General features: G+C 65.5%; 23 protein-coding genes. 15 read left to right on the top strand and 8 right to left on the bottom strand.

Annotation, left to right across the window (positions count from 1 at the left end):
• Nucleotides 1-116: 116 nt before the first annotated feature.
• Complete coding sequence (locus AB7M16_RS29390) at nt 117-776, top strand: hypothetical protein (RefSeq protein WP_172787213.1); 660 nt, start codon at nt 117-119, stop codon at nt 774-776.
• A 308-nt stretch (nt 777-1,084) separates the two neighbouring features.
• On the opposite strand, the gene AB7M16_RS29395 is transcribed toward AB7M16_RS29390, so the two are convergent.
• Complete coding sequence (locus tag AB7M16_RS29395; protein ID WP_453945944.1) at nt 1,085-2,749, bottom strand: aminotransferase class III-fold pyridoxal phosphate-dependent enzyme; 1,665 nt, start codon at nt 2,747-2,749, stop codon at nt 1,085-1,087.
• Nucleotides 2,750-2,784: 35 nt separating this feature from the next.
• Between AB7M16_RS29395 and asd the strand changes: the two genes are divergently transcribed.
• Both asd and AB7M16_RS29405 read left to right on the top strand, forming a co-directional pair.
• Nucleotides 2,785-3,648: an archaetidylserine decarboxylase gene (asd, locus tag AB7M16_RS29400; RefSeq protein WP_172787215.1), complete on the top strand. Its 864-nt coding sequence runs from the start codon at nt 2,785-2,787 to the stop codon at nt 3,646-3,648.
• 64 nt (nt 3,649-3,712) lie between these two features.
• Complete coding sequence (locus AB7M16_RS29405) at nt 3,713-4,276, top strand: NUDIX hydrolase (protein ID WP_453945946.1); 564 nt, start codon at nt 3,713-3,715, stop codon at nt 4,274-4,276.
• Between the two features lie 213 nt (nt 4,277-4,489).
• Here AB7M16_RS29405 and AB7M16_RS29410 read toward each other — a convergent pair whose 3' ends face one another.
• Nucleotides 4,490-5,917, bottom strand: a complete 1,428-nt coding sequence (locus AB7M16_RS29410; protein WP_453947281.1) for a FecR domain-containing protein — start codon at nt 5,915-5,917, stop codon at nt 4,490-4,492.
• A 311-nt stretch (nt 5,918-6,228) separates the two neighbouring features.
• Nucleotides 6,229-7,008, bottom strand: coding sequence for a DUF2147 domain-containing protein (locus AB7M16_RS29415; protein WP_453945948.1), 780 nt, complete (start codon nt 7,006-7,008; stop codon nt 6,229-6,231).
• Between the two features lie 193 nt (nt 7,009-7,201).
• Here AB7M16_RS29415 and AB7M16_RS29420 point away from each other — a divergent pair, with 193 nt between their 5' ends.
• Complete coding sequence (locus AB7M16_RS29420) at nt 7,202-8,101, top strand: DUF2147 domain-containing protein (RefSeq protein WP_453945950.1); 900 nt, start codon at nt 7,202-7,204, stop codon at nt 8,099-8,101.
• 57 nt (nt 8,102-8,158) lie between these two features.
• Here AB7M16_RS29420 and AB7M16_RS29425 read toward each other — a convergent pair whose 3' ends face one another.
• The gene (locus AB7M16_RS29425) at nt 8,159-8,281 is read right to left on the bottom strand and encodes a hypothetical protein (protein WP_257187567.1); all 123 of its coding nucleotides are present in this window, start codon (nt 8,279-8,281) and stop codon (nt 8,159-8,161) included.
• Nucleotides 8,282-8,427: 146 nt separating this feature from the next.
• Here AB7M16_RS29425 and AB7M16_RS29430 point away from each other — a divergent pair, with 146 nt between their 5' ends.
• The 7 genes from AB7M16_RS29430 (at nt 8,428) to AB7M16_RS29460 (ending at nt 15,981) form a co-directional block, all read left to right on the top strand.
• Nucleotides 8,428-9,630 (top strand): extensin family protein, encoded by a 1,203-nt coding sequence (locus AB7M16_RS29430; RefSeq protein WP_453945951.1) that lies wholly within the window; start codon nt 8,428-8,430, stop codon nt 9,628-9,630.
• A gap of 165 nt (nt 9,631-9,795) precedes the next feature.
• Complete coding sequence (locus tag AB7M16_RS29435; RefSeq protein ID WP_453945953.1) at nt 9,796-10,392, top strand: histidine phosphatase family protein; 597 nt, start codon at nt 9,796-9,798, stop codon at nt 10,390-10,392.
• A 205-nt stretch (nt 10,393-10,597) separates the two neighbouring features.
• The gene (locus tag AB7M16_RS29440; protein WP_453945955.1) at nt 10,598-11,896 is read left to right on the top strand and encodes a M20 family metallopeptidase; all 1,299 of its coding nucleotides are present in this window, start codon (nt 10,598-10,600) and stop codon (nt 11,894-11,896) included.
• Nucleotides 11,893-12,732: an ABC transporter permease gene (locus tag AB7M16_RS29445; RefSeq protein WP_172787221.1), complete on the top strand. Its 840-nt coding sequence runs from the start codon at nt 11,893-11,895 to the stop codon at nt 12,730-12,732. Before AB7M16_RS29440 ends, AB7M16_RS29445 begins: the two co-directional genes overlap by 4 nt.
• Nucleotides 12,733-12,753: 21 nt before the next feature.
• Nucleotides 12,754-13,764, top strand: a complete 1,011-nt coding sequence (locus tag AB7M16_RS29450; protein WP_172787222.1) for a taurine ABC transporter substrate-binding protein — start codon at nt 12,754-12,756, stop codon at nt 13,762-13,764.
• A 60-nt stretch (nt 13,765-13,824) separates the two neighbouring features.
• On the top strand, nt 13,825-15,180 hold the full coding sequence (locus AB7M16_RS29455) for an amidase family protein (RefSeq protein ID WP_453945957.1): 1,356 nt from the start codon (nt 13,825-13,827) through the stop codon (nt 15,178-15,180).
• Nucleotides 15,181-15,252: 72 nt separating this feature from the next.
• Nucleotides 15,253-15,981, top strand: coding sequence for a Crp/Fnr family transcriptional regulator (locus AB7M16_RS29460; protein ID WP_172787224.1), 729 nt, complete (start codon nt 15,253-15,255; stop codon nt 15,979-15,981).
• Nucleotides 15,982-15,996: 15 nt separating this feature from the next.
• Here AB7M16_RS29460 and AB7M16_RS29465 read toward each other — a convergent pair whose 3' ends face one another.
• Nucleotides 15,997-16,332, bottom strand: a complete 336-nt coding sequence (locus AB7M16_RS29465; RefSeq protein WP_212254904.1) for a DUF6665 family protein — start codon at nt 16,330-16,332, stop codon at nt 15,997-15,999.
• Nucleotides 16,333-16,375: 43 nt separating this feature from the next.
• The gene (locus AB7M16_RS29470; RefSeq protein WP_172787226.1) at nt 16,376-17,011 is read right to left on the bottom strand and encodes a TetR/AcrR family transcriptional regulator; all 636 of its coding nucleotides are present in this window, start codon (nt 17,009-17,011) and stop codon (nt 16,376-16,378) included.
• Between the two features lie 196 nt (nt 17,012-17,207).
• On the opposite strand from AB7M16_RS29470, the gene AB7M16_RS29475 reads away from it, so the two are divergent.
• The 4 genes from AB7M16_RS29475 (at nt 17,208) to AB7M16_RS29490 (ending at nt 23,925) form a co-directional block, all read left to right on the top strand.
• Nucleotides 17,208-18,530, top strand: a complete 1,323-nt coding sequence (locus tag AB7M16_RS29475; RefSeq protein ID WP_172787227.1) for an HlyD family secretion protein — start codon at nt 17,208-17,210, stop codon at nt 18,528-18,530.
• Between the two features lie 206 nt (nt 18,531-18,736).
• The gene (locus tag AB7M16_RS29480) at nt 18,737-20,323 is read left to right on the top strand and encodes a DHA2 family efflux MFS transporter permease subunit (protein WP_172787228.1); all 1,587 of its coding nucleotides are present in this window, start codon (nt 18,737-18,739) and stop codon (nt 20,321-20,323) included.
• Between the two features lie 349 nt (nt 20,324-20,672).
• Nucleotides 20,673-22,472: an ABC transporter ATP-binding protein gene (locus AB7M16_RS29485; protein ID WP_453945960.1), complete on the top strand. Its 1,800-nt coding sequence runs from the start codon at nt 20,673-20,675 to the stop codon at nt 22,470-22,472.
• Nucleotides 22,473-22,524: 52 nt separating this feature from the next.
• Nucleotides 22,525-23,925 (top strand): MATE family efflux transporter, encoded by a 1,401-nt coding sequence (locus AB7M16_RS29490; protein ID WP_453945962.1) that lies wholly within the window; start codon nt 22,525-22,527, stop codon nt 23,923-23,925.
• 50 nt (nt 23,926-23,975) lie between these two features.
• On the opposite strand, the gene AB7M16_RS29495 is transcribed toward AB7M16_RS29490, so the two are convergent.
• Entirely contained in the window at nt 23,976-24,719 is a 744-nt protein-coding gene (locus AB7M16_RS29495; RefSeq protein ID WP_439364029.1) for a TSUP family transporter, read from the bottom strand.
• 135 nt (nt 24,720-24,854) lie between these two features.
• Entirely contained in the window at nt 24,855-26,225 is a 1,371-nt protein-coding gene (locus AB7M16_RS29500) for an aminotransferase-like domain-containing protein (protein WP_453945964.1), read from the bottom strand.
• Between the last annotated feature and the right edge of the window lie 22 nt (nt 26,226-26,247).

The following is a 26,247-nucleotide window of genomic DNA, read 5'->3' on the forward strand; positions in this document are numbered from 1 at the left end:
ACGCATCGCGTGCGTCATCGCGCCGCTGCACATCGTCACATGACAAAATGATGATGTCACACGGCCTACATCGAATCTCTGTAAATCCTGAACCCGAAAGCATTTTGGGGGAGAGCATGATCAAGAACTATCTCGAGCAGCTGCGGATCCAGCGCTGGGACGACCATCGCTACTATCACCACAGCCGCATCAATCAGAGCCTGCACTTCGTCAGCGCGCTGAGCTTCCTCTTCGCCTATGTCTGGCTGTTCATCGATCCCGTCGTCTCCGCCCTGGTCGGCTGGCTGGTCTCGATGACCTCGCGCCAGGCCGGCCACTTCTTCTTCGAGCCGCACACTTACGACCACATCAACCAGGCGACGCACGAGTACAAGGAAGAGATCAAGGTCGGTTACAATCTACAGCGCAAGGTGGTGCTGATGGCGATCTGGGCGCTGTCGCCGCTGGTCCTGGTCATCGATCCCACCCTGTTCGGCCTGTTCACGCCGTGGGCCAGCGCGACCGATTTCATGCGGCAGGTGGCGAAGATCTGGCTCGTGGTCGGCGGCGGCGGCCTGTTGTTCCGCACCGTGCATCTGTTCTTCATCCGTGACGTCGAGACCGGCCTCGTCTGGATGACCAAGATCCTGACCGACCCGTTCCACGACCTGATGCTCTATCGCGGCGCTCCGCTCGCCTTGATGCGCGGCGAACTGATGGACCCCGGCCTGCACCTCAACCCCGAGCACACGCTGGGCTTCATCGACGAGCCCGTGCTCGAAGAGCAGCACGCCTGAGCGCGCTGGCCCCACCAAGCACTTCGATGTCCAATGGTTGCGTCATGCCCGGGCTTGTCCCGGGCATCCACGTGTGGGGGGCAGTCGCTGCGGCTTCTTCGCCTCGCCCCGCCTGCGGGGAGAGGCCGGAACGCATCGTAGATGCGATCCGGGTGAGGGGGAGTCTCTGCGGGGGCGCTGCCAGACGGTGGTCCGCCAACTTTCACCGCGCGCGCGGAGAGTCCCCCTCACCGCAACCCTCTCCCCGCAAGCGGGGAGAGGGGGAGGATGGACCTCGCCCCGGAATGACTGTTGTAAGGGGAAGGGCCTCAGCGCCCGAAGCGCTTGGCCAGCATCTCTTTCAGGATCTGGCGCTTGATCTGCTTGTTGGTGAGCGCGCCGTCGTGCCACCAGAAGCCGTCGGCCTTCATCTTCTGTGCGGCGCGAACGAAGCGGTCGGCGACTTCGGTGAAGTCGGCGTCGGTGTAGTTGAGGCTGAAGATCAGCCGGCCGGTGCCGACCCAGCTCAACGCCAGGCCTTCGGCGCGCAGATAATATTGCAGCATCCAATTGTAGCGGGACGGCGTGGTGTATTTCACCGTCCAGATCGAGGAGAAGTTGGCGAAGCGCACCGGCAGGTCGGCGTCCGTCATCATCTGGTTGAGCTTCTTTACGCGCCCGTTCCAGGTCTCCTCCAGCCCGTCATAGACCGCGCGGAAATTCGGGCTGGCGAGGCGGCTCAGGAACTCGTCCATCGCCGTCATGACGTAGGGGTGCGAGTTGAAGGTGCCGCGGGCGAAGCAGATGTCGGCGGGGCGGTCGTCGCGGAAGCGGCGCATCAATTCGCGCTTGCCGCAGACCACGCCGACCGGCAGGCCGCCGGCGAGGCTCTTGCCGTAGGTCACCATGTCGGCCTTGACGCCGAAATATTCCTGGGCACCGCCGGCGGCGAGGCGGAAGCCGACGAACACCTCGTCGAAGATCAGCACGATGCCGCGCTGGTCGCAGACCTCGCGCAGCTTCTTCAGCCACTCGGTGTACGCCGCGCGATCGAAATTGCCGCCGCGGGAGGAATCGACCAGCGAGGAATCGCCGGGCGCGTTGGCGTTGGGATGCAGCCCCTGCAGCGGGTTGACCAGCACGCAGGCGATGTCCTTGCGCGTGCGCAGGACGTGCAGCGTCTTCTCCGACATTTCGGCGAGGGTGTAGGTCTCGTGCGCAGGAATCGGATTGCCGACGCCCGGCTGCACGTCGCCCCACCAGCCGTGATAGGCGCCGGCGAAGCGAACCAGATGCGTGCGCTTGGTGTGGTAGCGCGCCAGCCGCACCGCCTGCATCACGGCTTCGGTGCCGGACATGTGGAACGAGACCTCGTCGAGGCCCGAGATCTGGCAGAGCCGCTGCACATTCTCGAGGATGACGGGATGGTAGGGGCCGAGCACGGGGCCGAGCGCATGCGCGCGCTTCTCGGCGCCCTCGATGCACTCCTTGTAGAAATCGTTGCCGAAGATGTTGACGCCGTAGGAGCCCGTGAGGTCGTAAGCAGTGTTGCCGTCGACATCGGTGATGGTGACGCCGCGCGAGGATTCCATGAAGGTCGAGGTGCCCAGATGCTCGCGGACGAGACGCGAGAACTGGAACGGCACGCGGTAGCTCTCGGTGAAGTTCAGGTCGGAGATCGTCTCCGCCGCTTCCTTCGTCATCGCGCGGCCCTTGGGGTAGCGCTCGGCGTAGAGCCTGGCGAGACGGAAGAAGGCGTCCTTGCGCTGCGCTGCGATGTTCGCCGGCGCGCCGTCGCATGCGAAGTACTGATCACCCGCGAACTCGTAGAACGGCAGCAGCCGTGCCACCCTGCGCGACATCTTGGAGTGCCCGGCGAGCGAGCGGTGCTTGGCGCGGGAGAGCTCGACCCGCGCCTTGATCTTCGGGAGGACGGCGGCAGCGGACGCTGCGGCGGCCACGGACATCGAGAGAATCGGGAGTGTCGTTTCCATGACAACAAGCGCTAAACCTGTGAGCTGACAGATTCATGACAGTCAAAGCCCTCATCGCCTCTTTCACCCAGCAGGAAGACCTCAACTTCCTGCTGACCAATCGCATCCCGCGCGCGGCCCTGACGCGCTTCATGGGCTGGTTCTCCAAGATCGAGAATCCCCTGGTGCGGGACTTCTCGATCGCGCTGTGGAAGCTGTTCTCCGACCTCGATCTGTCGGAAGCGCGCAAGACGCATTTCAGGAGCCTGCACGACTGCTTCACCCGGGAGTTGAAGCCGGGGCTGCGGCCGTTCGATCCTGATGCTGCGGTGGTGGCGAGCCCCTCGGACGGCATCGTCGGCGCTCATGGGAAAATCGCGGACACCGAGCTGTTCCAGGTCAAGGGCGCGCCCTATTCGCTGCTCGATCTCGTCGGCGATTCCGCGCTGGTCGAGCAGCACCGCAACGGCTCCTTCGTCACGCTGCGGCTGACCTCGAGCATGTATCACCGCTTCCATGCGCCCTATGACGCGCATATCGAGCGGGTCACGCTGATCCATGGCGACGTCTGGAACGTCAACCCGATCGCACTCAAGCGCGTCGAGCGTCTGTTCTGCAAGAACGAGCGCGCGGTGATCCGCACGCATCTGTCGACCGGCGAAGCCGTGACGCTGGTGCCCGTTGCGGCCATCCTGGTCGCGAGCATCCGCCTGCACTTCCTCGACATGGTGCTGAACGCGCAGACGAAGGGCCCGGTCAATTTTCCCTGCGACGTCGACGTGACCAAAGGCGAGGAGCTCGGCTGGTTCGAGCATGGCTCGACCATCATCATCCTCGCGCCCGGCGATTTCACCTTCTGCGACGGCATTGCCGAGGGCACGCGCATCCGCGCCGGTCAAGCGCTGCTCAGAAGAAAGTAGCCTTCAATCCGCCGTCCCCGCCGCCTATATCGTCGGGCGGGGGCGATTCGATACGGATGTGGTGATGGCGCGGGCGCCGGTCATGGCGGCGGGTGGTATTGTGCTGCGGCGCGGGCCGGTGCCGCTGGTTGCAGTCGTGCGCCAGCGCAAGCGCAACGAATGGGTCCTGCCCAAGGGCAAGCTCGATGACGGCGAGACGCCGAAGGAAGCCGCGCATCGCGAGGTGCTGGAAGAGACCGGCCACGACGTCGCCATCCACGAATTCTTGGGCACGCTCGTCTACCAGTCCGGCGGCCGCTCCAAGGTCGTGCATTTCTGGCGGATGGAGGCCGACGGGGGCCCCGTTCGCAAGCTGACGAACGACATCAAGGCGGTCGACTGGCTGACGCTGGACGAGGCGATCGCGCGTCTGTCGCGCGAATATGAGCGCGCGTTCCTGACCCAGATCGGCCCGATCGCGCTCGCGGCGGCAGGGCTGCCGCCATCGCCGCCGCAAGAGCCGACGCCGTCGAACGACGACGTGGATGCAGCTTTGCAGACACTGACACCCGCCGAAGCAGCTTCCGTCGACGAGCTGCGGCAAGGCCTGTTGCAGAAGGTGAAAGCCTGGCTGCGCGGCGAGGCGTGAGTTGTCATCGCGCCCTGCTTGCGGGTGAGGACGTATCCGCAAGTTAATGCGGCTGTGTGAGCAGCAGCAGCCCTTTCAACGTCGTCATTGCGAGCGCAGCGAAGCAATCCAGACTTTCTCCGCGGAGGGGCTCTGGATTGCTTCGCTGCGCTCGCAATGACGGAGGAGGCTGATCGTGCTCGACGACGCTCCTCAGGGTGAGGGGCGGCGCTGTCAACGCCGCTCTTTCTCCTTTGGAGCGGGCGCCGGCTTGCGCGGCGCTGCGGGGCGTTGTGCGGCGGGTGGGCGCTGCTGGAATCCGCCCTGGCGCTGGACGCCACCGGGCTGCTGGACCGCGGGGGGCTGGCCCAGCTGCGATCCGGTGCGCGGCGCTTGCGGCTGCGGTGTCCCGCCCGGTTGTGGCGGCACGATTCCTCCGGGCTGAATCTGTCCACCGCGCCGCGGTTGGCTTTGCGGCGTGTTGTTGGGCGCCGTGCCCTGTCCGGCGCGTGGTGCGCCTGGACGCCCGGCACCTTGCTGCTGCCCTTGCCCGGCACGCGGCGTGCCCGGCTGCACCGCGCCGCCGTGTTGTCCTTGTCCCTGCCGCTGCGGCGGCTGCGCGCCTTGCTGTGTTCCCTGCCGGCCCGGCGTGCCCGGCTGCTGCTGACCCGGACGGTTGTCCTGACGCGGCTGGCCGTTCGGCCGTTGCGGCAATTGGCCTGGGGCCGTCGTCGGCCGCAATTGTTGCTGCTGCGGCGGTTGTGCCGGCCGCGGAATGCGGCTGAGCGCCGTCGGATTGGCGCGACGGAAGTCGCGCTGCTCGATGACGATCTGCCGGCCCGCGGTCTGCGCCAGATGCACCTGGCTGACAAAGCCGCGGTCGCGCGCGATCTGCGGCGCGGGGATCGTGATCGGCACGGCCGCAAAACGCACGACGCCGGCGGTGGCCGCGCCCGGGCGGATCGCAAAGCCGCTCGCGGCTTGCGTCAGCGCGCCGAGCCGCGCGCCGCTCGAGCGGTCGTCGACATCGATGTGGCCGACGCGGCCGTCGGCGTCGGGATAGAGCTTGATGTTGACGTTGCTCGCCCTGTTCGCCGCCGCGCCTTCGGGCACGTCGACGACCCCGGTGGTGCCGCGGATGCCGAGCGTTGCCGTTGGCGTCGTGATCTTCATGTCGCCCGTCTTCGCCACCGCGGCCGCCACGAAGGCAACCGTGCCCTTGCCGACGTCGAAGATCGCCGAATTCTGCTTGCCGCCGTCTTCATAGACGTAATTGTCGATGGTGATCTTCGCGCTCGCCGAGAGATTGAACGTGGTGGCGTCGTTGAAGGTGATGCCGAGCGCGGAGTTCGACGAGGTCTGCACGACGTCGTTGAGATAGATGTCGTCGCGCACGCGCAGCGGATAGGAATTCTTGTCGCGGATCACGGTCGCGATCCCCGTCACGGTTGCGACGTTGCCGATCGGCTCGACGGCGGCGGGCTGTGCGTCTGCGGACGGTGTCGGGGCGGCCGATGGCGTCGGCGAGGGTGCGGGCGCTGGCTGGGCTTGCGGCTGCGCCTGTGCGAATTCGATCGTCTCGGATGCACGAGCCGCGCTGCTGCCCGCCAGCGGCAATGCCGGCAGCACGAGCGCGAACACGAAGCGGCGCCAAGCCAGCATTGATGTCACGAGGAAGTCCCGATGAGAGCGTGAGGCGAGATGGGTTGATATCAGCCGGACAGAGCTGAATGACGGATGAATGTGTGTGGCACAGGAGAGGCGAACGTTCAAAGGGGCGCGATGCTCGCGAATGGGATTTAGTCTTCTCCGCAGCGTCATGGCCGGGCTTGTCCCGCCTGCGCGGCCGAAGCCGCTACGGCGCGGCGAAGGCCCGGCCATCCACGCTTTGCGGCACTGAGAACGTGGATGCCCGGGACAAGCCCGGGCATGACGAAGAGTGTGCGTGTGTGGGAGCTGACCCGCTCCGCGCGTCAGCTCACGCGCTTCCAGGTCTGGCCGCCGCAGAACATGCCGCCGAAGGCGCAGCCCTGCACGCGCATCGCGTTCGGACCCTTCATCGAGATCGTCGAGTCGTAATTGCGGCCGGAGTTGGGATCGCGAATGCGGCCGCTCCACTTCGATCCCTCGGGCTTCATGTTGATCAGGATGCGTTCGTTGGTCTTCTCGGCATAGCCGCAGAGATTGGCGCCACACTGCTCGACGCGGACATTGCCCTTGTTCTCTTCGGTCGCCCAGACGCCGATCGGCGAGTTCGCTGCAGCCACGGGCGCGGCAGCCACCGGAGCCGGCGCGGGAGCCGCGGCGACGGGAGCGGGTGCGGCAACAGGCGCGGGCGCCGCGACCGGAGCAGGCTGCGAGTTGTCGAAGCCGATAGAAGGAGCGGCAGCAACAGTCGCGGCCGGGGCAGCGGGCGCGGCCGGCGCGGTCGCCTGCACCGGCGCTTGCGGCACGGGCTGCTGCTGCACCGGAGCCGGCGCGGGTTGCGCCGTCGTGGGCGCGGGAGCCGGCGTGGTGTCGACGTCATCGTCCTTGGAGCCACCGAGGCCCTTGAGGTTGATGTTGTTCAGCTTGATCGGCTTGTCCGACAGACCCGGCGCGACGATGGTCACGCAATCGAGCGAAGCGCAGTTGCGCGGCGTCTCGATGCGGATGTGCTGGCCCTCGATCTGGAACGAAATCGAATTGCCGGCATGCGCGGCGGCGGTCGAAGCGAGGAAGAGGGCGGTGGCGGCGATGGAGAGCCTGTTCATGACAACCTCCGAAAATGGCGTGGTCCCGAGATGGACCGAAGTCGCTGGTGGATGAAGCGTGGTTCGACCCTACGCTGGGGCGGCTTGGCGTTCTGTGATGGGCGTCACAACGACCTGACGCCGCCTGGGTGATGCAGCGCACATTCGGCCGCGCGTGCCCTGCGTAACGTCGTCGTGACACGAGGAGACGCAGATGCCGCGACTTGCGACCTGGCTTGCCACCTATCTTGGCACATCGATCGCGCTGCTGGCGATGGCGCCGACCGCGCAGGCCGGCTCCTACACGTTCTCGATCGGCGGCCACCGGTTTCATGTCGAGGCGCCGCGCAATTGCCGATCCTCGTCCTGTGTCACCGTGTCCTCCAATCGCGGCCTTCGGCCATCGGACGAGGTCTCCACAGCACCGGCCTTGCAGCCGGCGCCCGCGCCGGTAGTCCAGGCACCGCAGCCAGCTTGTCCGGCGGCAGCGGTCAAGCCGCCACAAGCGGCTGCGGTCGTGCCGCCACCGGCGCCTCCCGTCCTTGCCGCGGCGACGTCGCAGCCCGTTGCGCCGCCGCCGGCACCAAGCTTGGAGATCTCGAGATTGGAGACGCTGAGCCCCGGTCCGCCGCGGGTTGATCTGGAGCAGATCGATCGGCCGAAGACCGCCGCGCTAGAACCGCCGCGCATCGAGCCGCCGGTCATCGTCCCCAGCGCCGAGATCGGTCAGACCACAATTGTGGCGCAGGTCAGCGGCGATGACAGCCATGCGCCGCTCGGCGAATGGGAGAGCGCCGGCGCCAAGGGCACGGTCCGCATCGAGCGTTGTGGATCCGCATTGTGCGGCTACGCGCTCAGTGAAGCCTCGGGCCGGGGCGAGAGCGTGCTCGTCAACATGAAGCCGAAGAAGCACGATGTCTGGACCGGGAGCATCTACAGCCGTTCCAGCGGCAACACCTACTACGCGACGATGAGGTTGAAGGGCTCCGGCAAGCTGCACGTCGAAGCCTGCGCGCTCGGCCGCTTCTGGTGCTCCGGCAACGACTGGACGCGGGTCGAGCCGCAGCGGGAGGAGATCACCGCCTCGTCGCAGCCCTCGCGCACGCGGTCGTAGTGTTTTTCCTGCCCTCCAGGGCGGGTTGAGCGAACTGTCGTGTGTTGATCAGCGCTTCTAAATCATCCCGAGCACGATGGCGCCGACGAAGGCCATGGCGAGGTAGGCGGTGATCACGCTCAGTCTGCCGGCGAACGTCATGAGGTCGCTCCGCTGGTCGCGCTTTGCCGCGGCCGTCATGGTTAACAGAGAGTCTCTCAACGAAAAAGTCAGTCTTGCTGTCGCTCATCGGCGGTAGCGGCCGCGCCAGTGCGGCCGGCATGGTTAAGGAATGCTGAAATAGACGTGTTGAAGAGTCTTTAAGTAAATTCACCGAACGTGCGTGCATGACGCGCGGAGTTCGTTTGTATCTCGTCGGCTCCATCGTCCTTGTTTCGCTAGCGGGTTGCGGTCGCGGCTTCTTCCAGGCCGAACGCGAACCGTGGCGGGCCGAGGCGGAAGCCGCATGCCTGAAATCGGGCGCAGTCAAGGAAAGTGCGGACATCGTCCGCATCGACCCGATCTCCGGGCCTGGCAGCTGCGGCGCCGAGTTTCCGCTCAAGGTCGCCGCCATCGGCGAAGGCTCCAGCACCTATGGCTTTGCCGACGAGTCGCTGCGCCCGCCCGGCAGCATCGGCAACCAGCCGCGTTGGCCGGTGCAGCCGCAGTCGAACTATCCGCAGAGCCAAGGCTATCCGGCATCGTCCTATCGGCAGCGCTCGAACTATCCCGAGAGCGCGGTGCGCCAGCCGGCCGGCTATGGTGCATCGTCGGGGCCGATGTCGCTGAACGCACCCGGCGTGGCCGCGCAGGAGGACGAGATCGATCTGCCGCCCGAGGGTACCGACGCCGCGGGTGCGGCGCGCTACATGAACGCACCGAGCTATCCGGCTCGTCCGGCGCCTTACTCGCAGGCGCCGGCACAGCAGCCGCTGCCGCGTCTTGGTCCTGCGCAGGGCAATCCCGTCGCGAGCGTCGGTCCGGTCGCGATCAAGCCGACCGCGACGCTCGCCTGTCCGATCGTGTCCGAGCTCGATCGCTGGCTCGCCGACACGGTGCAGCCTTCGGCGATGCGCTGGTTCGGCGTGCGCGTCGCCGAGATCAAGCAGATCTCCGCCTATTCCTGCCGCGGCATGAACGGCAATCCGCACGCCCACATCTCAGAGCACGCCTACGGCAATGCGCTCGACATTTCGGCCTTCGTGCTCGCTGACGGACGCCGCGTCACCATCAAGGACGGCTGGCGCGGCATGCCGGAAGAGCAGGGATTCCTGCGCGATGTGCAGTCGGGTGCGTGCGCGCATTTCAGCACCGTGCTGGCGCCGGGCTCGAACGTCTACCACTACGATCACATCCACGTCGATCTGATGCGCCGCGCCAGCCGCCGCCTGATCTGCCAGCCCGCCGCGGTGTCGGGCGAAGAGGTCGCCTCGCGCGCCCAGTCGCGCAGACCCTATGCGAGTGCGCGCGAGCCGTCGGTGACCGGTTCACTCGGTGCGCGCAAGAGCACGATGCACAAGCGGGAAGAGGACGAGTACGCCGACGATTAGGCATTACCTTGCGAAAATCGACCTCCACCGTCATTGCGAGCGGAGCGAAGCAATCCAGACTGTCACCGCGGCGGCAGTCCGGATTGCTTCGTCGCATCAGCGCAAAATTGCTTCGCAATTTTGTCGCGAGCTCCTCGCAATGACGAGGAGAGACTGAGATTCATTATGACCGCCGACATCGTCCGCTATCTCACCCACCCGCAGGTGCAAATCGATCCCGATGTGCCGGTGCCGCAATGGGGCCTGAGCCCGCTCGGCCGCGCGCGTACCGAGGCCTTGGCGAAAGCAGGCTGGCTCGCAAGCACCACGCAGATCGTCTCCAGCGGCGAGCGGAAGGCGATCGAGACCGCCGAGATCATTGCCGCTCGGCTCGGACTCATGATCGAGATCCGCGAGGCCATGCACGAAAACGACCGTTCGGCGACCGGCTTCCTGAAGCCGGTCGAGTTCGAAGCTGTCGCCGACCAGTTCTTCGCCGCGCCTCATCTCAGCGTGCGCGGCTGGGAGCGCGCTGCGGATGCACAGGCGCGGATCGTGCGCGAGGCTGAGGCAGTGCTGACGCGAAATCGACCCGGCGACGTCCTGTTCGTCGGCCACGGCGCAGTCGGCACGCTGCTGTTCTGTCACTATTCCGGCCATTCCATCGATCGCGTCCACGATCAGCCGGCAGGCGGCGGCAACTACTTTGCGTTCGCGCCGGAAGGGCGTCGCATCCTGCATGGATGGCGCAGGATGGAAGACCTGGGGTCAGCGGCCGGCTGAGGCCCGGCTGTTCAGTGGACGCTGCGTCTTCGGCAAAGCCCAGTTGAGGCGCAAAAATTTGCGCCGTCCCGATTCGCCTCCAACTCATTGAATCAAAATCGCTAATCGGGCCAGGACGGGCTTTTCCCGCGATTGGCACGGTCGCTGCAATGATGGTGCTGAAACGAAGCAGCGCAGCCGGCGCTGTGAGCCAGCGGAACCCATCATGCAGATGCCCGTCGCCCCGCCCTACTCCGATCTCGAGCAGCGCGTGCTGTCGCGCATCACGGAGCAGCGATGGCTCGACCTTGCCTCCGAGCTGATCCGAACCGGTCAGCCGCGCTCCGGCAATCCGCTCGATCCCGATCTGCCGCCGGCCGAGGAGGAGGCGATTTCGATGCTGGTCGCGGGCAAGCTCGAGGCCCTCGGCATGGTGGTCACCAAGCACAGTGCGCAGCCGCACCGGCCGAACGTGCTCGGCGTGCTGAAAGGGCGGGAGGGCGCACCGTCGCTGATCCTGAACGATCATCTCGACACCTATCCGGTGGTCGAGCCCGAGAAATGGCACATGACGGATTTCGATCCGTTCAAGGCGACGCGCCATGGCGATCTGCTCTACGCGCGCGGCACGTCGGACACGCGCGGCAACCTTGCCGCATCGCTGCTCGCGGTGCAGGCCTTGATCGAGGAGGGCGTGACGTTCGATGGCACCTTGATGTGCTGCTACACCGTCGACGAGGAGCGTAACGGCACCGAAGGCTCGATCTACATGCTCGAGAAGGTGGGTCTCACTGCCGACTACGAGATCACGGCCGAGCCGACTGCCTGGGGAGATGTCAGCAAAGACTGGGGCATCAACCTCTCGGTGGCCAATTCCGGCCACTGCCTGATCGAGGTCACGGTCGAGGGAATCAAGTCGCACATTTGGCGGCCCGATATCAGCGTCAACGCCATCATGGAGGCGGGCAAGCTGCTGCCTAAGCTGAAGGAGATGGCGTTCACCCACGTGCCGAGCAAGTTCATGGGGCATACGCCGCCCTGCTGCTCGGTGGTGCGCATCCGTGGCGGCCTGCCCGGCGAGATGCAGTTCTCGCCGGATGCCTGCACCATCACGCTCGCGGTGGTCGGCATCGTGCCGGGCATGACGCTCGCCAGCGTGATCTCCGACATCGAGCGGCTCGGGCTGGAAACATTTGCCGGAATCAACGACGTCAAGGTCGGAGTGCGCCAGGTGCCCGGCTCGCTGTTCGTCAACGCGACCGAGCCGGTGCCGGTCGAGGAGGAGCCCTGCCGTTCGCTTCGTGCGGTGTATCGGCGGCTGATGGGCCGTGAGCCCGGCGTCAATCGCAAGAATGCCTTCAATGACACCATCCGCTTCCGCGAAGCAGGCATCAATGCGGTCACCTTCGGTCCGGGCGAGGACGGCTGGGCCGTCGACAACGAGAACATCTCAATCACCAAGTCGGTGATGGCAACGCGGATCTATGCACTGACCATCATGCAGATCTTGGGAGTGCGCACATGAGCGTCGAGGCAAGTCCCATGGCCATTCCGATCTCGGCCGACCGTACACGGCGGGGCAGCTTGCGGCTGCCAACAGTGTCGCGGTCGGTGCTGCTCTCCACCCTCACCGTCGCCCTGCTGCTGGCCGCGTGGGTCATCGTTACGGAGATGGGCTGGGCCAACGAACTGTTCCTGCCGAAGCCGCAGGCGGTGTGGGCGGCATTCGTCAAGACCATGACGAAGGGCTACCAGGGCGCCACGCTGCTTCAGCATCTCGGCGCCAGCCTCTACCGCATCCTCGTGGCCTTCGCGTTGGCCTGTCTCGTCGGCATTCCGCTCGGCGTGCTCATGGGCGTCTCGAAAAATGCCCGTGCGCTGCTCAATCCGCTGATCGAGTTCTATCGTCCGCTACCGCCACTCGGGCTCTATACGTTGCTGGTGATGTGGCTCGGCATCGGCGAGAGCTCCAAACTGTCGTTGTTGTTCCTTGCAGGCCTGCCCGGCATCGTGATTTCGACGATCCAGGCCGTCACCAGCGTCGATCCCGTCTACGTGCGTGCCGCGCAATCCCTTGGCGCAACCCGGCGCCACCTGCTCTTTCACGTCTACCTGCCCGCAGCGGGACCACTGATCCTCGCCGGGATGCGCATCTCGCTCGGCTTCACCTACACCGTCCTCGTCGCCGCCGAGATCGTCGCGGCCTCCGCCGGCATCGGCTGGATGATCTGGGATGCCGCGAAATTCCTGCTGTCCGACGTCGTGATCATGGGCCTGATCGTGCTTGGCCTGACCGGCGTCGTGCTCGACCTGATGATGCGCGGAATTGCGAAATTACTGATGCCGTGGGCCCGAACCTGATCCTGATCGAGGAGAGATGAGATGATGAAGAGACTGGTTGCGACGCTTGCATTCGCTGCGCTGACGCTCTCGGCCCCCGCTCGTGCCGAGGACAAGCCGGCCAAGGTGACCGTCGGCTATCTGAATTTAGTGAACGCGCAGCTCGTCACCAAGCATCTCGGCCTGCTGGCCAAGGAGATGCCTGGTGTCGACATCAAATACGTCAAGATCGGTGGCGGCGGCGACATGCTGCGCGCGATCGCCGGAAACGACGTCGATTTCGGCGGCCTCGGCAATCCTCCGACCGCGATCGGCGCGACCCGGGCCCTGCCGATCAAGGGCATCCTGGTGATCAATCTGCTCGACTATGTCGAGTCGATGGTGGTGCGCACCGACAAGAACATCAATTCGCTTAAAGATCTTAAAGGCAAGACGGTCGCCGCGCCGTTCGGATCCACCACACATTACCTGCTGTTGCAGGCATTGAAGGACGACGGCGTCGATCCTGCCTCGCTGAAGATTATCGATCTCGCACCCTCGGACATCGCCTCCGCCTGGCTTCGCGGCGATATCGATGCCGCCTGGTTCTGGGAGCCGAACCTCGACAAGGCCGTCAAGAACGGCGGCAAGATCCTGATCACCTCGGGTGAGATGACCAAGCGCGGCTATCCGACCTGGGACATCGGCGTCGTGATGAATGCTTTTGCGGAAAAATATCCGTCCTACGTCGAGAAGTTCATCAAGGCCGAATGCGAGGGGATCGATTTCTGGCTGAAGAACCCGGAGAAGACGGCCGAGATCATCGCCGAGGAGCTTTCGCTGCCGCTGCCCGATGCGATGCGGATGATGAAGGGCACGGGCATGGTCCCTTGCAACCAGCAGCTCACCGAGGAATATCTCGGCACAACGACAAAGAAGGGCAAGTTCGTCGACACGCTGGTCTCCACGGCCGACTTCCTGGTCAAGCAGGAGCGTCTCCCGAAGCTGCTGCCGCGCGCCGGCTTCGAAGCCTTCATCCAGCCGGCCTATATCGAGAAGGTGATCGGCCGTTGACGCCTGCTGCCGGCGGGCTTGTCTCGCCGGCGCGCCCTGTTCCCATAAGCATGTGACGCCATGGATATCTCGCCTCGCCATCTTCGCGCTGCCTATCGCAACGGCACGCTGAAGCCGTCAGACGTCGCCGCGCACGTGCTGTCGCGCCTGACTGATGCCGACCAGAGCGGTGTCTGGATATCGACGGGAAGGCCCGAGAGCGTCATGGCCGCGGCGCGCGCGATCGATGCCCGCGTCGGCGAGATCGATGAGCTACCGCTCTATGGGCTCGTATTCTCGGTCAAGGACTGCATCGATGTCGCAGGCGAGCAGACGACGTCGGCCTGTCCGGAATTCGCCTATGTGGCGGAGGATACGAGCCCCGTGGTGGCTGACGCGATTGCAGCCGGTGCGATTTATGTCGGCAAGACCAACATGGACCAGTTCGCGACCGGGCTCGTCGGCGTCCGCTCGCCCTACGGCATCGCCCGGAATCCATACAACGCAGACTACATTCCCGGCGGCTCCAGCTCGGGCGCGGCGGTGTCGGTCGCGACCGGCACGTCGTCCTTCGCGTTCGGGACCGACACCGGCGGGTCGGGCAGGGTGCCTGCGTCCTATTGCGGCGTGACCGGCTTCAAGCCGGCGCCGGGCGCGTTCAGCCAGCGCGGGATGGTGTATGCGTGCCGAAGCTTCGACACGATCTCGCTCTACACCCGCGATCCCGCCGACGGCTATGATGTCTATCGCGTGCTGGCGCGGCGCGATCCCGCGGACAGCTTTTCGCCGCTGCAGTTCGCCGGCTGGACAGAGCAGGCGTCCCCGGCGCGGCCGCTGAAGATCGCAACGCCGCGCCTTGATCAGCTCAAGTTCTTTGGCAATCCAGAGACGGAGAGGCTGTTCGGCGACGCGCTGCACCGGCTGCGCCGACTCGACCTGCCGGTCGTGCCGGTGGATTTCTCGCCATTCACCTCGATCAACGATCTGATGTTCTTCGGGCCGTTTCTTGCGGAGCGTGATGTTTCGGTCGGCGCCTTTCTCGACGCCCATCCCGGTGCAGGGGTCAAGATCGTGCGCGATCTCGTTCTCGGCAGCCGGAAGTTCTCGGCCGCCGATGCCTACCGCGCGTTCTACGAAGTCAAGGACGTCCAGCGTCAGCTTCGCGGCTTCTGGGAAGCTCACGATGCGCTGGTGGTGCCGACGGTCGGCACCGTCCTCAGCATTGATGAAGTTGCGCGCGATCCGCTGACGGCCAATTTCAACAACGGCTATTACACCAACTACGCCAATTCGCTCGGGCTCGCCGCGATTGCGGTGCCGAATGCGATGACCGGGGCCGGCGTGCCCTATGGAGTCACGTTCCTGGCGCCGGCGGGGCGGGAGCGCCTGCTCGCTGACCTCGCTTGTGCGTTCACGGCTGCGGCGGCCGTGCGTTGAGCGGTCGCACCGCGTTGCAATCGGATGCGATACCTCCTAGCCTTCGAGCCGTCACTCGAAGGGAGACTGGTCGTGGGGCGGGGCCATGCGCATGAAGTCGCCGATCCGGGTGAGCCCTGTGCGGAAGTGCAAGGCGCCGGAACGGGTCGCTATGTGCTGAAGGCGCTGGACAAGTCTGATCTGGACCTGGTGATGCGGACCGGCAGGTTGGCGACTTACCAGAACCGCGAACATCTGCTGCGCGAAGGCGAGCCGGCGAACGGCATCCACGTCATTTTGAGCGGGATCGTCGAAAGCACCCATGCCGGCACGCAAGGTCGCGAGCTGATGCTGGCGACATGGGAAGCCGGCGACTTCGTCGGCGCCCCCTACATTCTCGGCAATCACCGCCATAGCTGGTCGGCGCGCGCGCTCGGCCGGGTCGAAGCTTTGCATCTCGACCAGGATGCCATCCGCCGCCTGATCGCACAGTCGCCCTCGTTCGCAGTCGCGCTGATCGAATGTCTCGGCTTCAAGGGCGAGACCTATTCGATGCTGGCGCAGACGCTGGCTGGGCAGAAGGCTGCGGAACGATTGGTGCTGCTGCTGGTGAAGCTGTGCGAGAACGCGGCGCAGGACGAGAACGGTCCGATCTCGCTCGGCCGCCTCACGCAGGCCAATCTCGCGCGCATGATCGGCGCGACGCGGCAGTCGATCAGCCTCATTCTCAACCGTCTCCAGGACGAGGGCATCATCACGACCGGCCCGACCAAGATGGTCGTGAATGATCTCTCGGCGCTGAGAAAGCAGGTCACGGACTAAAGCGCGATGATGTCGTCATCGCGCTTTAGGCTTCGATGGTGCCAATCCCATGCAGCGCTGCACTTCACCCGGTACATTGTAGGTGCGCATGATGTGGCGGCTGTCGCGCAGGCCGGACGCTTCGCGCTGCACCACGAACATCCAAAGCGCCTGGCCGGCTTCCAGCACCAGCTTGCGCCTCGCCGGTTGCATCGCGTCCGGCACTTCGGTCGCGGCGTGAGCGACGTCGAACTCGCGCAAACGCGAAAGGCTCTGTTCGAGGGCGCGGCCCATCCGCCCAAGCGCCGAGGCCTGTTCCTGGACGATCTCGTAGTGGAGGATGTCGACTGGCGGGCGAAGATCACGAGACATGGCCGCAATATAGTGTCGCCCGGCCCGCAGGCGCAACGCGCGGCTACCTCGCCTTGTACGCCGCCAGGAACATCCGCGTTGCACTCTCGACCACCGCGCTCATGCGCTGTTCCGACGGCGCGGGCTCCGCCTGAAACACGAAGGGCAGGAACAGCGAGGCCTTGCACAGTTCCATGAACTGCGAGGCGGCAAGATCGCAATCATCGATCGAAAGATCGCCCGATGCGACACGTGCCTTGAGATAAGCGGAGAGGCGGTTGATGCTCTTGTCCAGCACGCGCGCATAGTAACGCCGGCCGACATCCGGCATGCGCTCGGCGATCGCCATCACGGTGCGGATCGCCGATCCGCCGCCGGGCCGGCAGACCAGGTGAAGATAGGCGAGGCCGAACTCCTTCAGCGTGCTCTCGGCCTCGCGGTCGGGATCGAAACTGAACACGACCTGGCCGTGCTGGAGCGCCTCCTGTTCGACGATGGCTTCGAACAGCGCGCATTTGTCGGCGAAGTAGACGTAGAGTGTGCCCTTGGAGACCTGCGCGGCGCGCGCGATCTCGCCCATGCTGGCCCCGTCGAAGCCCAGATCCATGAACACCTTGCGGGCGCCGTCCAGGATCTGGCGGCGCTTGGAATTGTCCTCGTCCTGGACGATACGCAATTGTTCGCTGGCAGCTACAACCATTGGTTTAGGGTCTCGGAAGGTTTTTGGGTCGGGATTAAGCCATGAAACGCCCATAAAGGATTTCGCGGCTGTAAGGTCTGTCGGGAATAATGTGTATATTGACCGAACCGTTCGGTCAATGCTATTTGAGATCCACGCGAGGAAACCGCCTGCAACAGCGGCCGCCCTCGGGTTGCGCTTTTTTGGGGAGGCCGTGATGGCCATATCGAGAGATCAGACGGCTCGCGTCCTTCGCCAGGAAACGGCGGAGGACCAGACGGGCGCTGATGCTGCCTCCGAGACACCCGCACCCCCTGCCGAGCAGCTGCGCGCTCACGTGGCCGAGGAAACCAAGCGTCCGACCCGCGAGGCGCCGGAGCAGCCCGTGATCGACAAGCCGGCCGCACCTGCGCCGGACGCGCCCGCCGCCGCTGCGTCCGGTGCGCCAAAGTCCGGCAAGCGCAAATTCGTCCTGATGGGCGTCGGCCTCGTCCTCGCGCTGGCTGTTGCGGGGTATGCCGGCTATTACACTTTGGTCGGTCGCTTCTACATCTCGACCGACGACGCCTATGTGCGCGCCAACAACACCATGCTCGGCGCGCGCGTTGCCGGCCACATCTCCTCGATCCTTGCCGGCGACAACACACAAGTCCAAGCCGGCGACATCGTCCTCCGCATCGACGACGGCGACTACAGGATCGCGGTCGAGGCCGCCGCGACCAAGATCGCGACCCAGCAAGCCACCATCGATCGCATCGGCCGCCAGGTCGCCGCTCTCGACAGCCAGGTCGCCCAGGCCAAGGCGCAGCTCGTCTCCGCCGAAGCGGGCCTCAAGCGCGCCGACCTCGATTATGAGCGCCAGCAGGCGCTGAGCAGCAAGGGCTTTGCCTCGCGCGCCACCTTCGAAAGCTCGGAAGCCGGACGCGACCAGGGCGCCGCCGCGGTCAAGGCCGCGCGAGCCGCCTACGAGGTTGCCGTCAGCAATGTCGACGTCGCCAAGGCGCAGCAGGCCGAAGCGCAGGCCCAGCTCGCCGAGCTCAAGACCACGCTCGCCAAAGCCGAGCGCGACCTCGGCTTCACGGCGGTGCGCGCGCCGGTGAACGGCACGTTCTCGAACCGCCTTGTCAACACCGGCGACTTCGTCGCGGTCGGACAGCGCCTCGGCAACATCGTGCCGCTGGACGACGTCTATATCGACGCCAACTTCAAGGAGACACAGCTCAAGCGCATCCGCCCGGGCCAGCCGGTGACGATCAAGGTCGATGCCTACGGCATGCGCAAGTTCTCCGGCGTCGTCGACAGCATCGCGGCGGGCGCGGGGTCGGTGTTCACGCTGCTGCCGCCCGACAACGCCACCGGCAACTTCACCAAGATCGTGCAGCGCGTGCCGGTCCGCATCCGCGTGCCCAAATCGGTGGCGAAGCAGAACCTGCTCCGCGCCGGCATGTCGGTCTACGCCACCGTCGACACCAACAAGGGCGCCGCCGACGCCGACAGCGCGGTCGACCTCGACGATCCCACCGCGGTCCATCCGCAGTAGGGATGCTATGATGTTCGAGACGAGCGCCGCTTCGCCTTTCACCTCTCCCGGAGGGAGAGGTCGGATCGCATCGGAAGATGCGATCCGGGTGAGGGGTTACGCTCTCTCGTGGAAGCTGCGGCCCCTCACCCGATTTGCTGCGCAAATCGAACTCTCCCCGATGGGAAGAGGTGGAGCGTGCCCTCTCGCGCGAGCTGAGTGAGAAAATGGCCAACGCCACCACCGCTTCACCTGCCATGATGGCGGATCCCGCTTCGGAGCGCATTGCGCCGAAGCGGCTGTTTGCGTTCATCATCATGGTGTTCGGGATGTTCATGTCGATCCTGGACATCCAGATCGTCTCGGCCTCATTGAGCGAAATCCAGGCCGGGCTGTCGGCGAGCTCCAGCGAGGTCTCCTGGGTTCAGACCGCCTATCTGATCGCCGAGGTGATCGCGATCCCGCTGTCGGGATTCCTGTCGCGCGCCTTCGGCACGCGGCTGTTGTTCGCGATCTCGGCGGCCGGCTTCACCTTCGCGAGCCTGCTCTGCGGCTTCGCCACGACGATCGAGGAGATGATCCTCTGGCGCGCGCTGCAGGGCTTTCTCGGCGCCGGCATGATCCCGACCGTGTTCGCCTCGGCCTACACCGTCTTCCCGCGCACGAAATTCCACATCGTCGGTCCCATCATCGGCCTCGTCGCAACCTTGGCTCCGACCATCGGACCGACGGTCGGCGGCTACATCACCGACGCGATGTCGTGGAACTGGCTGTTCTTCATCAACGTCGTGCCCGGCATCGGCATCACAGTGGGCGTGCTGGCGCTGGTCGATTTCGACGAGCCGCATTTCGAGCTGCTCGATCGCTTCGACTGGTGGGGCTTGTTGTTCATGGCCAGCTTCCTCGGCACGCTGGAATATGTGCTGGAAGAGGGCCCGCAATATCAATGGATGCAGGACACGTCGGTCGCGATCTGCGCCTGGATCTGCGCGATCTCGGCCATCGCCTTCTTCTGGCGCGTGTTCACGGCGGCCGAGCCGATCGTCAATCTGCGCACCTTCTCCGACCGCAATTTCGCCGTCGGATGCACGCTGCAATTCTGCATCGGCATCGGTCTCTACGGCCTGACCTACATCTATCCGCGCTATCTCGCCGAAGTGCGCGGCTACAGCGCGCTGATGATCGGCGACACCATGTTCGTCTCCGGCATCACCATGTTCCTGGTCGCACCGCTGGTCGGCCGGCTCATGGCCAAGCTCGACATGCGCTACATGATCGCGTTCGGCCTCGTCGTGTTCGCGATCGGCTCCTACCAGATGACCTGGATCACCCGCGAATACGATTTCTACGAGCTGCTGGTGCCGCAGATCCTGCGCGGCATCGGCATGATGTTCGCGATGGTCCCGACCAACAACGTCGCGCTCGGCACGCTGCCACCTGACAAGGTGAAGAACGCGAGCGGCCTGTTCAACCTGATGCGCAATCTCGGCGGCGCGCTCGGCCTCGCCGTCATCAACACCGTGCTCAACGACCGCACCGACCTGCATATCACCCGTCTGCAGGAGCGCGTGACCTGGGGCAACACGACCGCGACCGAAACCCTGAGCATGTTCATGCAGAAATTTCAGGGACTTGGCGATTCCACGCTGATGGCCATGAAGCAGCTTTCCCAGCTGGTTCATCGCCAGGCCGTGGTGATGAGCTTTGGCGATGCCTTCTTCATCCTGTCGCTGTTCTATCTCGCCCTCAGTTTCCTGGTGGTGCTGCTGAAGAGACCGCCGTCGCCGTTCGGCGCCGGCGGCGACGGGCACTAATTTGCAACACTCGTGCGTGATCTCGCGCGAGCCCCGTTGCAATCGGCTGGCGACACATCTATAAAGCGCGCCTCATTCATTCGAACCGGGGAGAGATTTGCATGATTTCGTCGCAATCGCAGATCGTACGCCCGCGCTCGATGATCACCTCGATGACGTTCTGGTTCGGTATGTACGCGGCCTGTTAGAGGCCTCTTCCGCCAGCTTCGATTGGGCCAAGGTTTTGGCCGAGCGTCCCGATCGCTTCGTTTCCCAAGTCAAAATCAGTCTTACGTGACGCCGTTGCGGCCTTCGGGCCGACTTGCGTCCATCGATGGAGCCGGCCCGCGCGAAGCGGCCGGATGATGCCATGACCGCTCTGTCCAAGAAGCCTGCGGCGATTCGCGTCGTGCTTCCCTTCGTGTTCAAACATTGGCTGAAGCAGCCGGGGCGCGGCCTCGTCGTGGCCGGCGGCCTGCTCGGCGCAACCGCCGCCGATTTGTTCATGCCGGTCTTCTCCGGACACCTGATCGATGCGCTGACCCGCGGTCCGTCCGACCCCGATGCGCGGCACGCGGCGCTGGTCGCGTTCGGCGCCATCGTGGCGCTGGGCGCGGCCTCGATGGTGCTGCGGCTCGCGGGATTGCAGGCGATCGTGCCGTTCACGCTGCAGATCATGTCCGAGGTCGCGCAGGAGGCGTTCACGCGCGTGCAGCGCTTCTCGACCGACTGGCACGCGAACTCCTTCGCCGGCTCCACGGTTCGGAAGATCACCCGCGGCATGTGGGCGCTCGACCTGCTCAACGACACGCTGCTGCTCGCGCTATTGCCCTCGTTCGTCGTTCTGATCGGCTCGATGATCCTGCTCGGCCTGCACTGGGCCTCGCTCGGCGCGGTGATCGCGCTCGGCGCGCTGGTCTATGTCACCATGACGGTGCTGTTCTCGACCCGCTACGTCGCGCCGGCCGCGCGCGTCTCCAATGCCTGGGACACCAAGGTGGGCGGCACGCTGGCGGATGCGCTGACCTGCAACGCCGTGGTGAAATCCTTCGGCGCGGAACTGCGCGAGGACGCGCGGCTCACCCGCGTCATCAACCGCTGGGGCGTGCGCGTGCGGCGGACCTGGTTTCGCTACAACTACACCGCCATGGCGCAGCTGACGCTGCTGCTGGGCTTGCGCGCCTCGGTGATCGGCGGCTCCGTTTTGCTGTGGGTCTCCGGCTACGCCTCGCCCGGCGATGTCACCTATGTGCTGACGAGCTACTACGTGATCCACGCCTATTTGCGCGACGTCGGCATGCACATCAACAACCTCCAGCGCTCGGTCAACGACATGGAGGAGCTGGTGGCGATCCACGACGAGCCGATCGGCATCGCCGATGCGGCCAATGCGCAGCCGATCGCGATCGAAGGCGGCGAGATCGTGTTCGACGACGTCACGTTCCACTATGGCGGCCATCGTGCGCCGCTCTATGACGGGCTGTCGCTGACGATCCGCGCCGGCGAGCGGGTCGGCCTCGTCGGCCGCTCCGGCTCCGGCAAGACCACCTTCGTCAAGCTGGTGCAGCGGCTCTATGACGTCACCGGCGGCCGCGTGCTGATCGACGGGCAGGGCATCGCGCTGGCCACGCAGCAATCGCTGCGCAGCCAGATCGCGATCGTGCAGCAGGAGCCGATCCTGTTTCACCGTACGCTCGCCGAGAACATCGCCTATGGCCGGCCCGGCGCCAGCCTCGAGGCGATCGAGCAGGCGGCGCGGCTTGCCAATGCGCACGACTTCATCCTGCGCCTGCCGAAGGGTTACGGCACCCTGGTCGGTGAGCGGGGCGTGAAATTGTCGGGCGGCGAGCGGCAGCGCGTGGCGCTGGCGCGCGCCTTCCTGGCGGATGCTCCGGTGCTGATCCTGGACGAGGCGACCTCGAGTCTCGATTCGGAATCGGAGGCGCTGATCCAGGAGGCGATGGAGCGGCTGATGAAGGGACGCACCTCCATCGTGATCGCGCACCGGCTGTCGACGGTGAAGAGCCTCGATCGCATCCTGGTGTTCGACCGCGGCGAGATCGTCGAGCAGGGCACGCACGCTCTGCTCGCGGCCAAGCCCGGCGGCATCTATCGCAGCCTGTTCGAGCGCCAGGTGGTGGAGCTCGGAGAGATCGCAGCAGCGGAATGACGCGCGTGGCCGGTGGACGAATGCCGGCCACGTCGCGTGGGGATGGAACGACATGAAAGACCTGACACACGGCTCTATCGTGAGACACATCCTGGCCATGGCGCCGCCGATCATGGTCGGCATGATCTCGATCATGATCTGCCAGCTGGTCGATCTGTATTTCGTATCTAGCCTCGGCGATGCGGCGGTTGCCGGCGTCGCCGCGGCCGGCAATGCCGGCTTTCTCGTCAATGCCTTGATGCAGGTGCTCGGCGTCGGCACGGTGGCGCTGATCGCGCATGCCGTGGGACGCAAGGACCGGGCGGATGCGAACCTGATCTTCAACCAGGCGGTCGTGCTGTCGGTGCTGGCCGGCCTCTTGACCCTCGTGATCGGCGCAGCGCTGTCGCGCCCTTACATGCGTTCGGTCGCGGCCGACCAGGCCACGGTCGAGGCGGGGACCACCTACCTGTTGTGGTTCATGCCGGCGCTCGCGCTGGAATTCGCCATGCAGGTGCTGGCTTCGGCGCTGCGCGCGACCGGGATCGTGCGTCCCGCGATGGTCGTGCGCGCGCTCGCGGTCGCGATCAATATCGCATTGGCGCCGGTGCTGATCTCGGGCTGGGGCACGGGCTGCGCACTCGGTGTCGCCGGCGCGGGGCTGGCGAGCTCGATCGCAGTCGCCGTCGGCGTGCTGATGCTGCTGGCCTATTTCCGCAAGGTCGAGCGCTACGTCGCCTTCAACGCGGCGCAGTGGCGTCCGCAGCCGCGGCACCTGATGCGCATCCTGAATGTCGGCCTGCCGGCCGGCGGCGAGTTCGCGATGATGTTCATCTTCATGGCGGTGGTCTATTACGTGCTGCGCGACTTCGGCGCGGCGGCGCAGGCGGGCTTCGGCATCGGGCAGCGCGTGCTCGGCCTGATTCAGATGCCGGCGCTCGCGGTTGCGCTGGCGGCCGCGCCCATCGCCGGCCAGAACGTCGGTGCCGGCAACGGCGCGCGGGTGCGGGAAACCTTCGTCAAGACGGCGCTGATCACCACCGTCGTAGCGGTCGGCTTCATGATCCTCGCGCAGCTGAAGCCGGAGCTGCTGCTGGCCGGGTTTTCCAACGACCGGGAGACGATGGCGATCGCCTTCCTGTTCCTGCGGATCATCTCGCTCAACATGGTGGCGCAGGGCCTCATCTTCACCTGCTCCAGCATGTTCCAGGGCCTCGGCAACACCAGGCCTGTGCTGGTCAGCTCGGTGACGCGCGTGTTCACCTATTCGCTGCCGGTGCTCTGGCTGTCGACGCGGCCGGGCTTCCGCATCGAGCATGTCTGGTATCTCTCGATCGCGGCGACGACGCTGCAGGCCGCAATGAGCCTGTGGCTCATGCGCCGCGAGTTCGGCAAGCGCTTCGCGTCGCAGGACGAGGCCGCGAAGGCAGTGGAAGCCGAGCCGGTCGCGCCTCCGGCCCGTGCTCCCGCGTAGCGAAAGTGACATCCCTCCCACGGCTCCCGCCAGCTTGCGGCGCCGTGGGGCTAATGCGCGCCAAGGCTGTTCCAGACGAGAGTGAGGCCCGACAGAAACAAGAGGCCGAGCACGACATCGCCGAAATGCTTGTCGTTCAGCGCGTGATAGACGCGCGCGCCCGCCCATGCGCCGATCAAGGTGCCCGGAAAGGCGACCAGCGCGAGCCAGACCACTTTGAGCTCGACGAGACCCGATGCGGTCTGCAGCAGCAGTGCGGTGGCGAGCACCGTGAAGTTAAAGAGCTGGAAGATGCCGCGCCGCTCGTGCTTGTTCCAGCCGCGGATATTGGCCCACAGGATCGGCAGCGGTCCCGAGAGCCCAGCGAGGCCACCAAGAATGCCGCCGGCAAAGCCGACCGCGCCGTCGGCAATCCGGCCGCCGGATTTGATCGCGAGCGACCTCTTGTTCAGATAGAGCGCCGTAGAGAAAATCAGGATCAGCACACCGACGCTCAGCTTGAACACTTTTGGATCGGCCGAGGCCACCATCATGGTGCCGAGCGGGACGCCGAGCAGGCCGCCGATCAGGAACGGCCAGACCAGCGAGAGGTTGAAGCTCTTCCACATCGAGGGCAGCGTCGAGGTCTGCGCGATCACCGAGCAGATCAGCACCAAGGGGACCGCGAGCGAGGGCGGCAGCACATAGAGCCAGATGCCGAGCGCCATCAGCGCCGTGCCGAAACCGGCCAGTCCCGAGACGAAGCCGCCGGCCAGCGCGCCGAGCAGCAGCAGGACGTAGGTGAGCGTTTCCAACAGACTGTCCTTGTCGCCAGGGGCGATCCCGAGCTGATCGCCACGGCTCGCATAACATGCCTGCCGGCATGCAGGTCAATCCGTGCCGCATGCAAGCGTGATCTGCGGCGCTCCATCGCCGTCATCGTCGATGATCTAGACGATCTGCCTGGTGTCGGCAGGCTTCTGCAGCGCGCCGACCAGGATGCGCAGCGCCTCCGTCAATTCCGATCTGTTTCGGGCCGCGCCCAGCGAGACGCGTGCCGCCTGCGGCGGTGCCCCGTCGACGGTGAAGGCATCGCCGGCGACGACCGCAAGCCCGTTCCGCAGAAGATGTGCGGCGAGATCGGGTCGCTCTTCCGGCAGTCGCAGCCAGAGATGATGCGCCGCGGGCCTGGCCAGGAACTGAAAACCTTTCAGCGCGCGTTGCGCGAGCTGCTGGCGCCCGACCGCCTCGCTTCGGATGGCGCCGATGATGCGATCGGCAATGCCGTTTTCGATCCAATGCGTCACCAGCGCGACCATCAGGGGCGCCGGCATCTGCACGGTCGCCTGCAGGGAGCTGCGCATGTCCCGCTGCGCGCCACTGTCGGGCGTCACCAGATAGGCAACGCGCAGCGCCGGCGCGATGCATTTTGACAGCGTGGTCGCAAGATATGTTCGCTCCGGAATGAGGTTCGCGATCGGCGAGGCCGCGCGGTCGAGCAGCCCGTAGGCGTCGTCCTCGATCAGGATGGTGCCGGCATCGCGGATGATCTTCGCGATCGCGCCGCGCCTCTCGGCGGAAAGCGTCGCCGTGGTCGGATTGTGCAGCGTCGGAATGAGATAGACGGCTTTCGGCTTGTGCACGCGGCACGCCTTTGCCAGCGCATCCGGCAGGATGCCGTCCTCATCCATGGGGACACCGACGAGCTTGACGCCGAGCCGGGCAGCGGCGGCCTTGATGCCGGGGAAGGTGAGGGCTTCGGTCAGCACGGTTTCGCCGGGTCGCGCAACATGGGCGAGCAGGTTGAAGAGGATCGTCTGTGCGCCGGGAAAGATCACCAGCCTATCGGCCTGCGCATGCGCGACGCGGGCGCGCATCCAGCGCGCCGCGACCTCGCGCTCATGCGCGCTGCCGCCGGGCGGCTGGTAGTTGAGATACGCCGTCAGGCCCGATTGCGCGCGGAGGGCTTCCAGCCCGGCGATGATGCGCTCGTCGAGCTGCGCCTCCAGCGGGTGCGGCGGCACATTCATCGACAGGTCGATCGCGACCGGGTGCGGCAGGTCGACCGCGCGCCGCGCGCTGGTCTCCGACACGAACGAGCCCTGTCCGACGCGAGCTTCCATGATGCCGCGGCGCCGCGCCTCGGTGTAGGCGCGCGTCACCGTCGTGAGGTCGATGCCGAGTGCTTTTGCCAGCGCGCGCTGCGTCGGCAGCTGTTGACCGCGCACCAGCCTGCCGGCGGCAATGTCGGCCTCCATGGCCTCGACGATCCGCTGATAGCGCGGGCCCGAAAGCTCCGAGATTGTAGGGATCCATTCCATGCAATTTGGGCCCATAACCTTT

The organism is Bradyrhizobium sp. USDA 372, assembly GCF_053629095.1.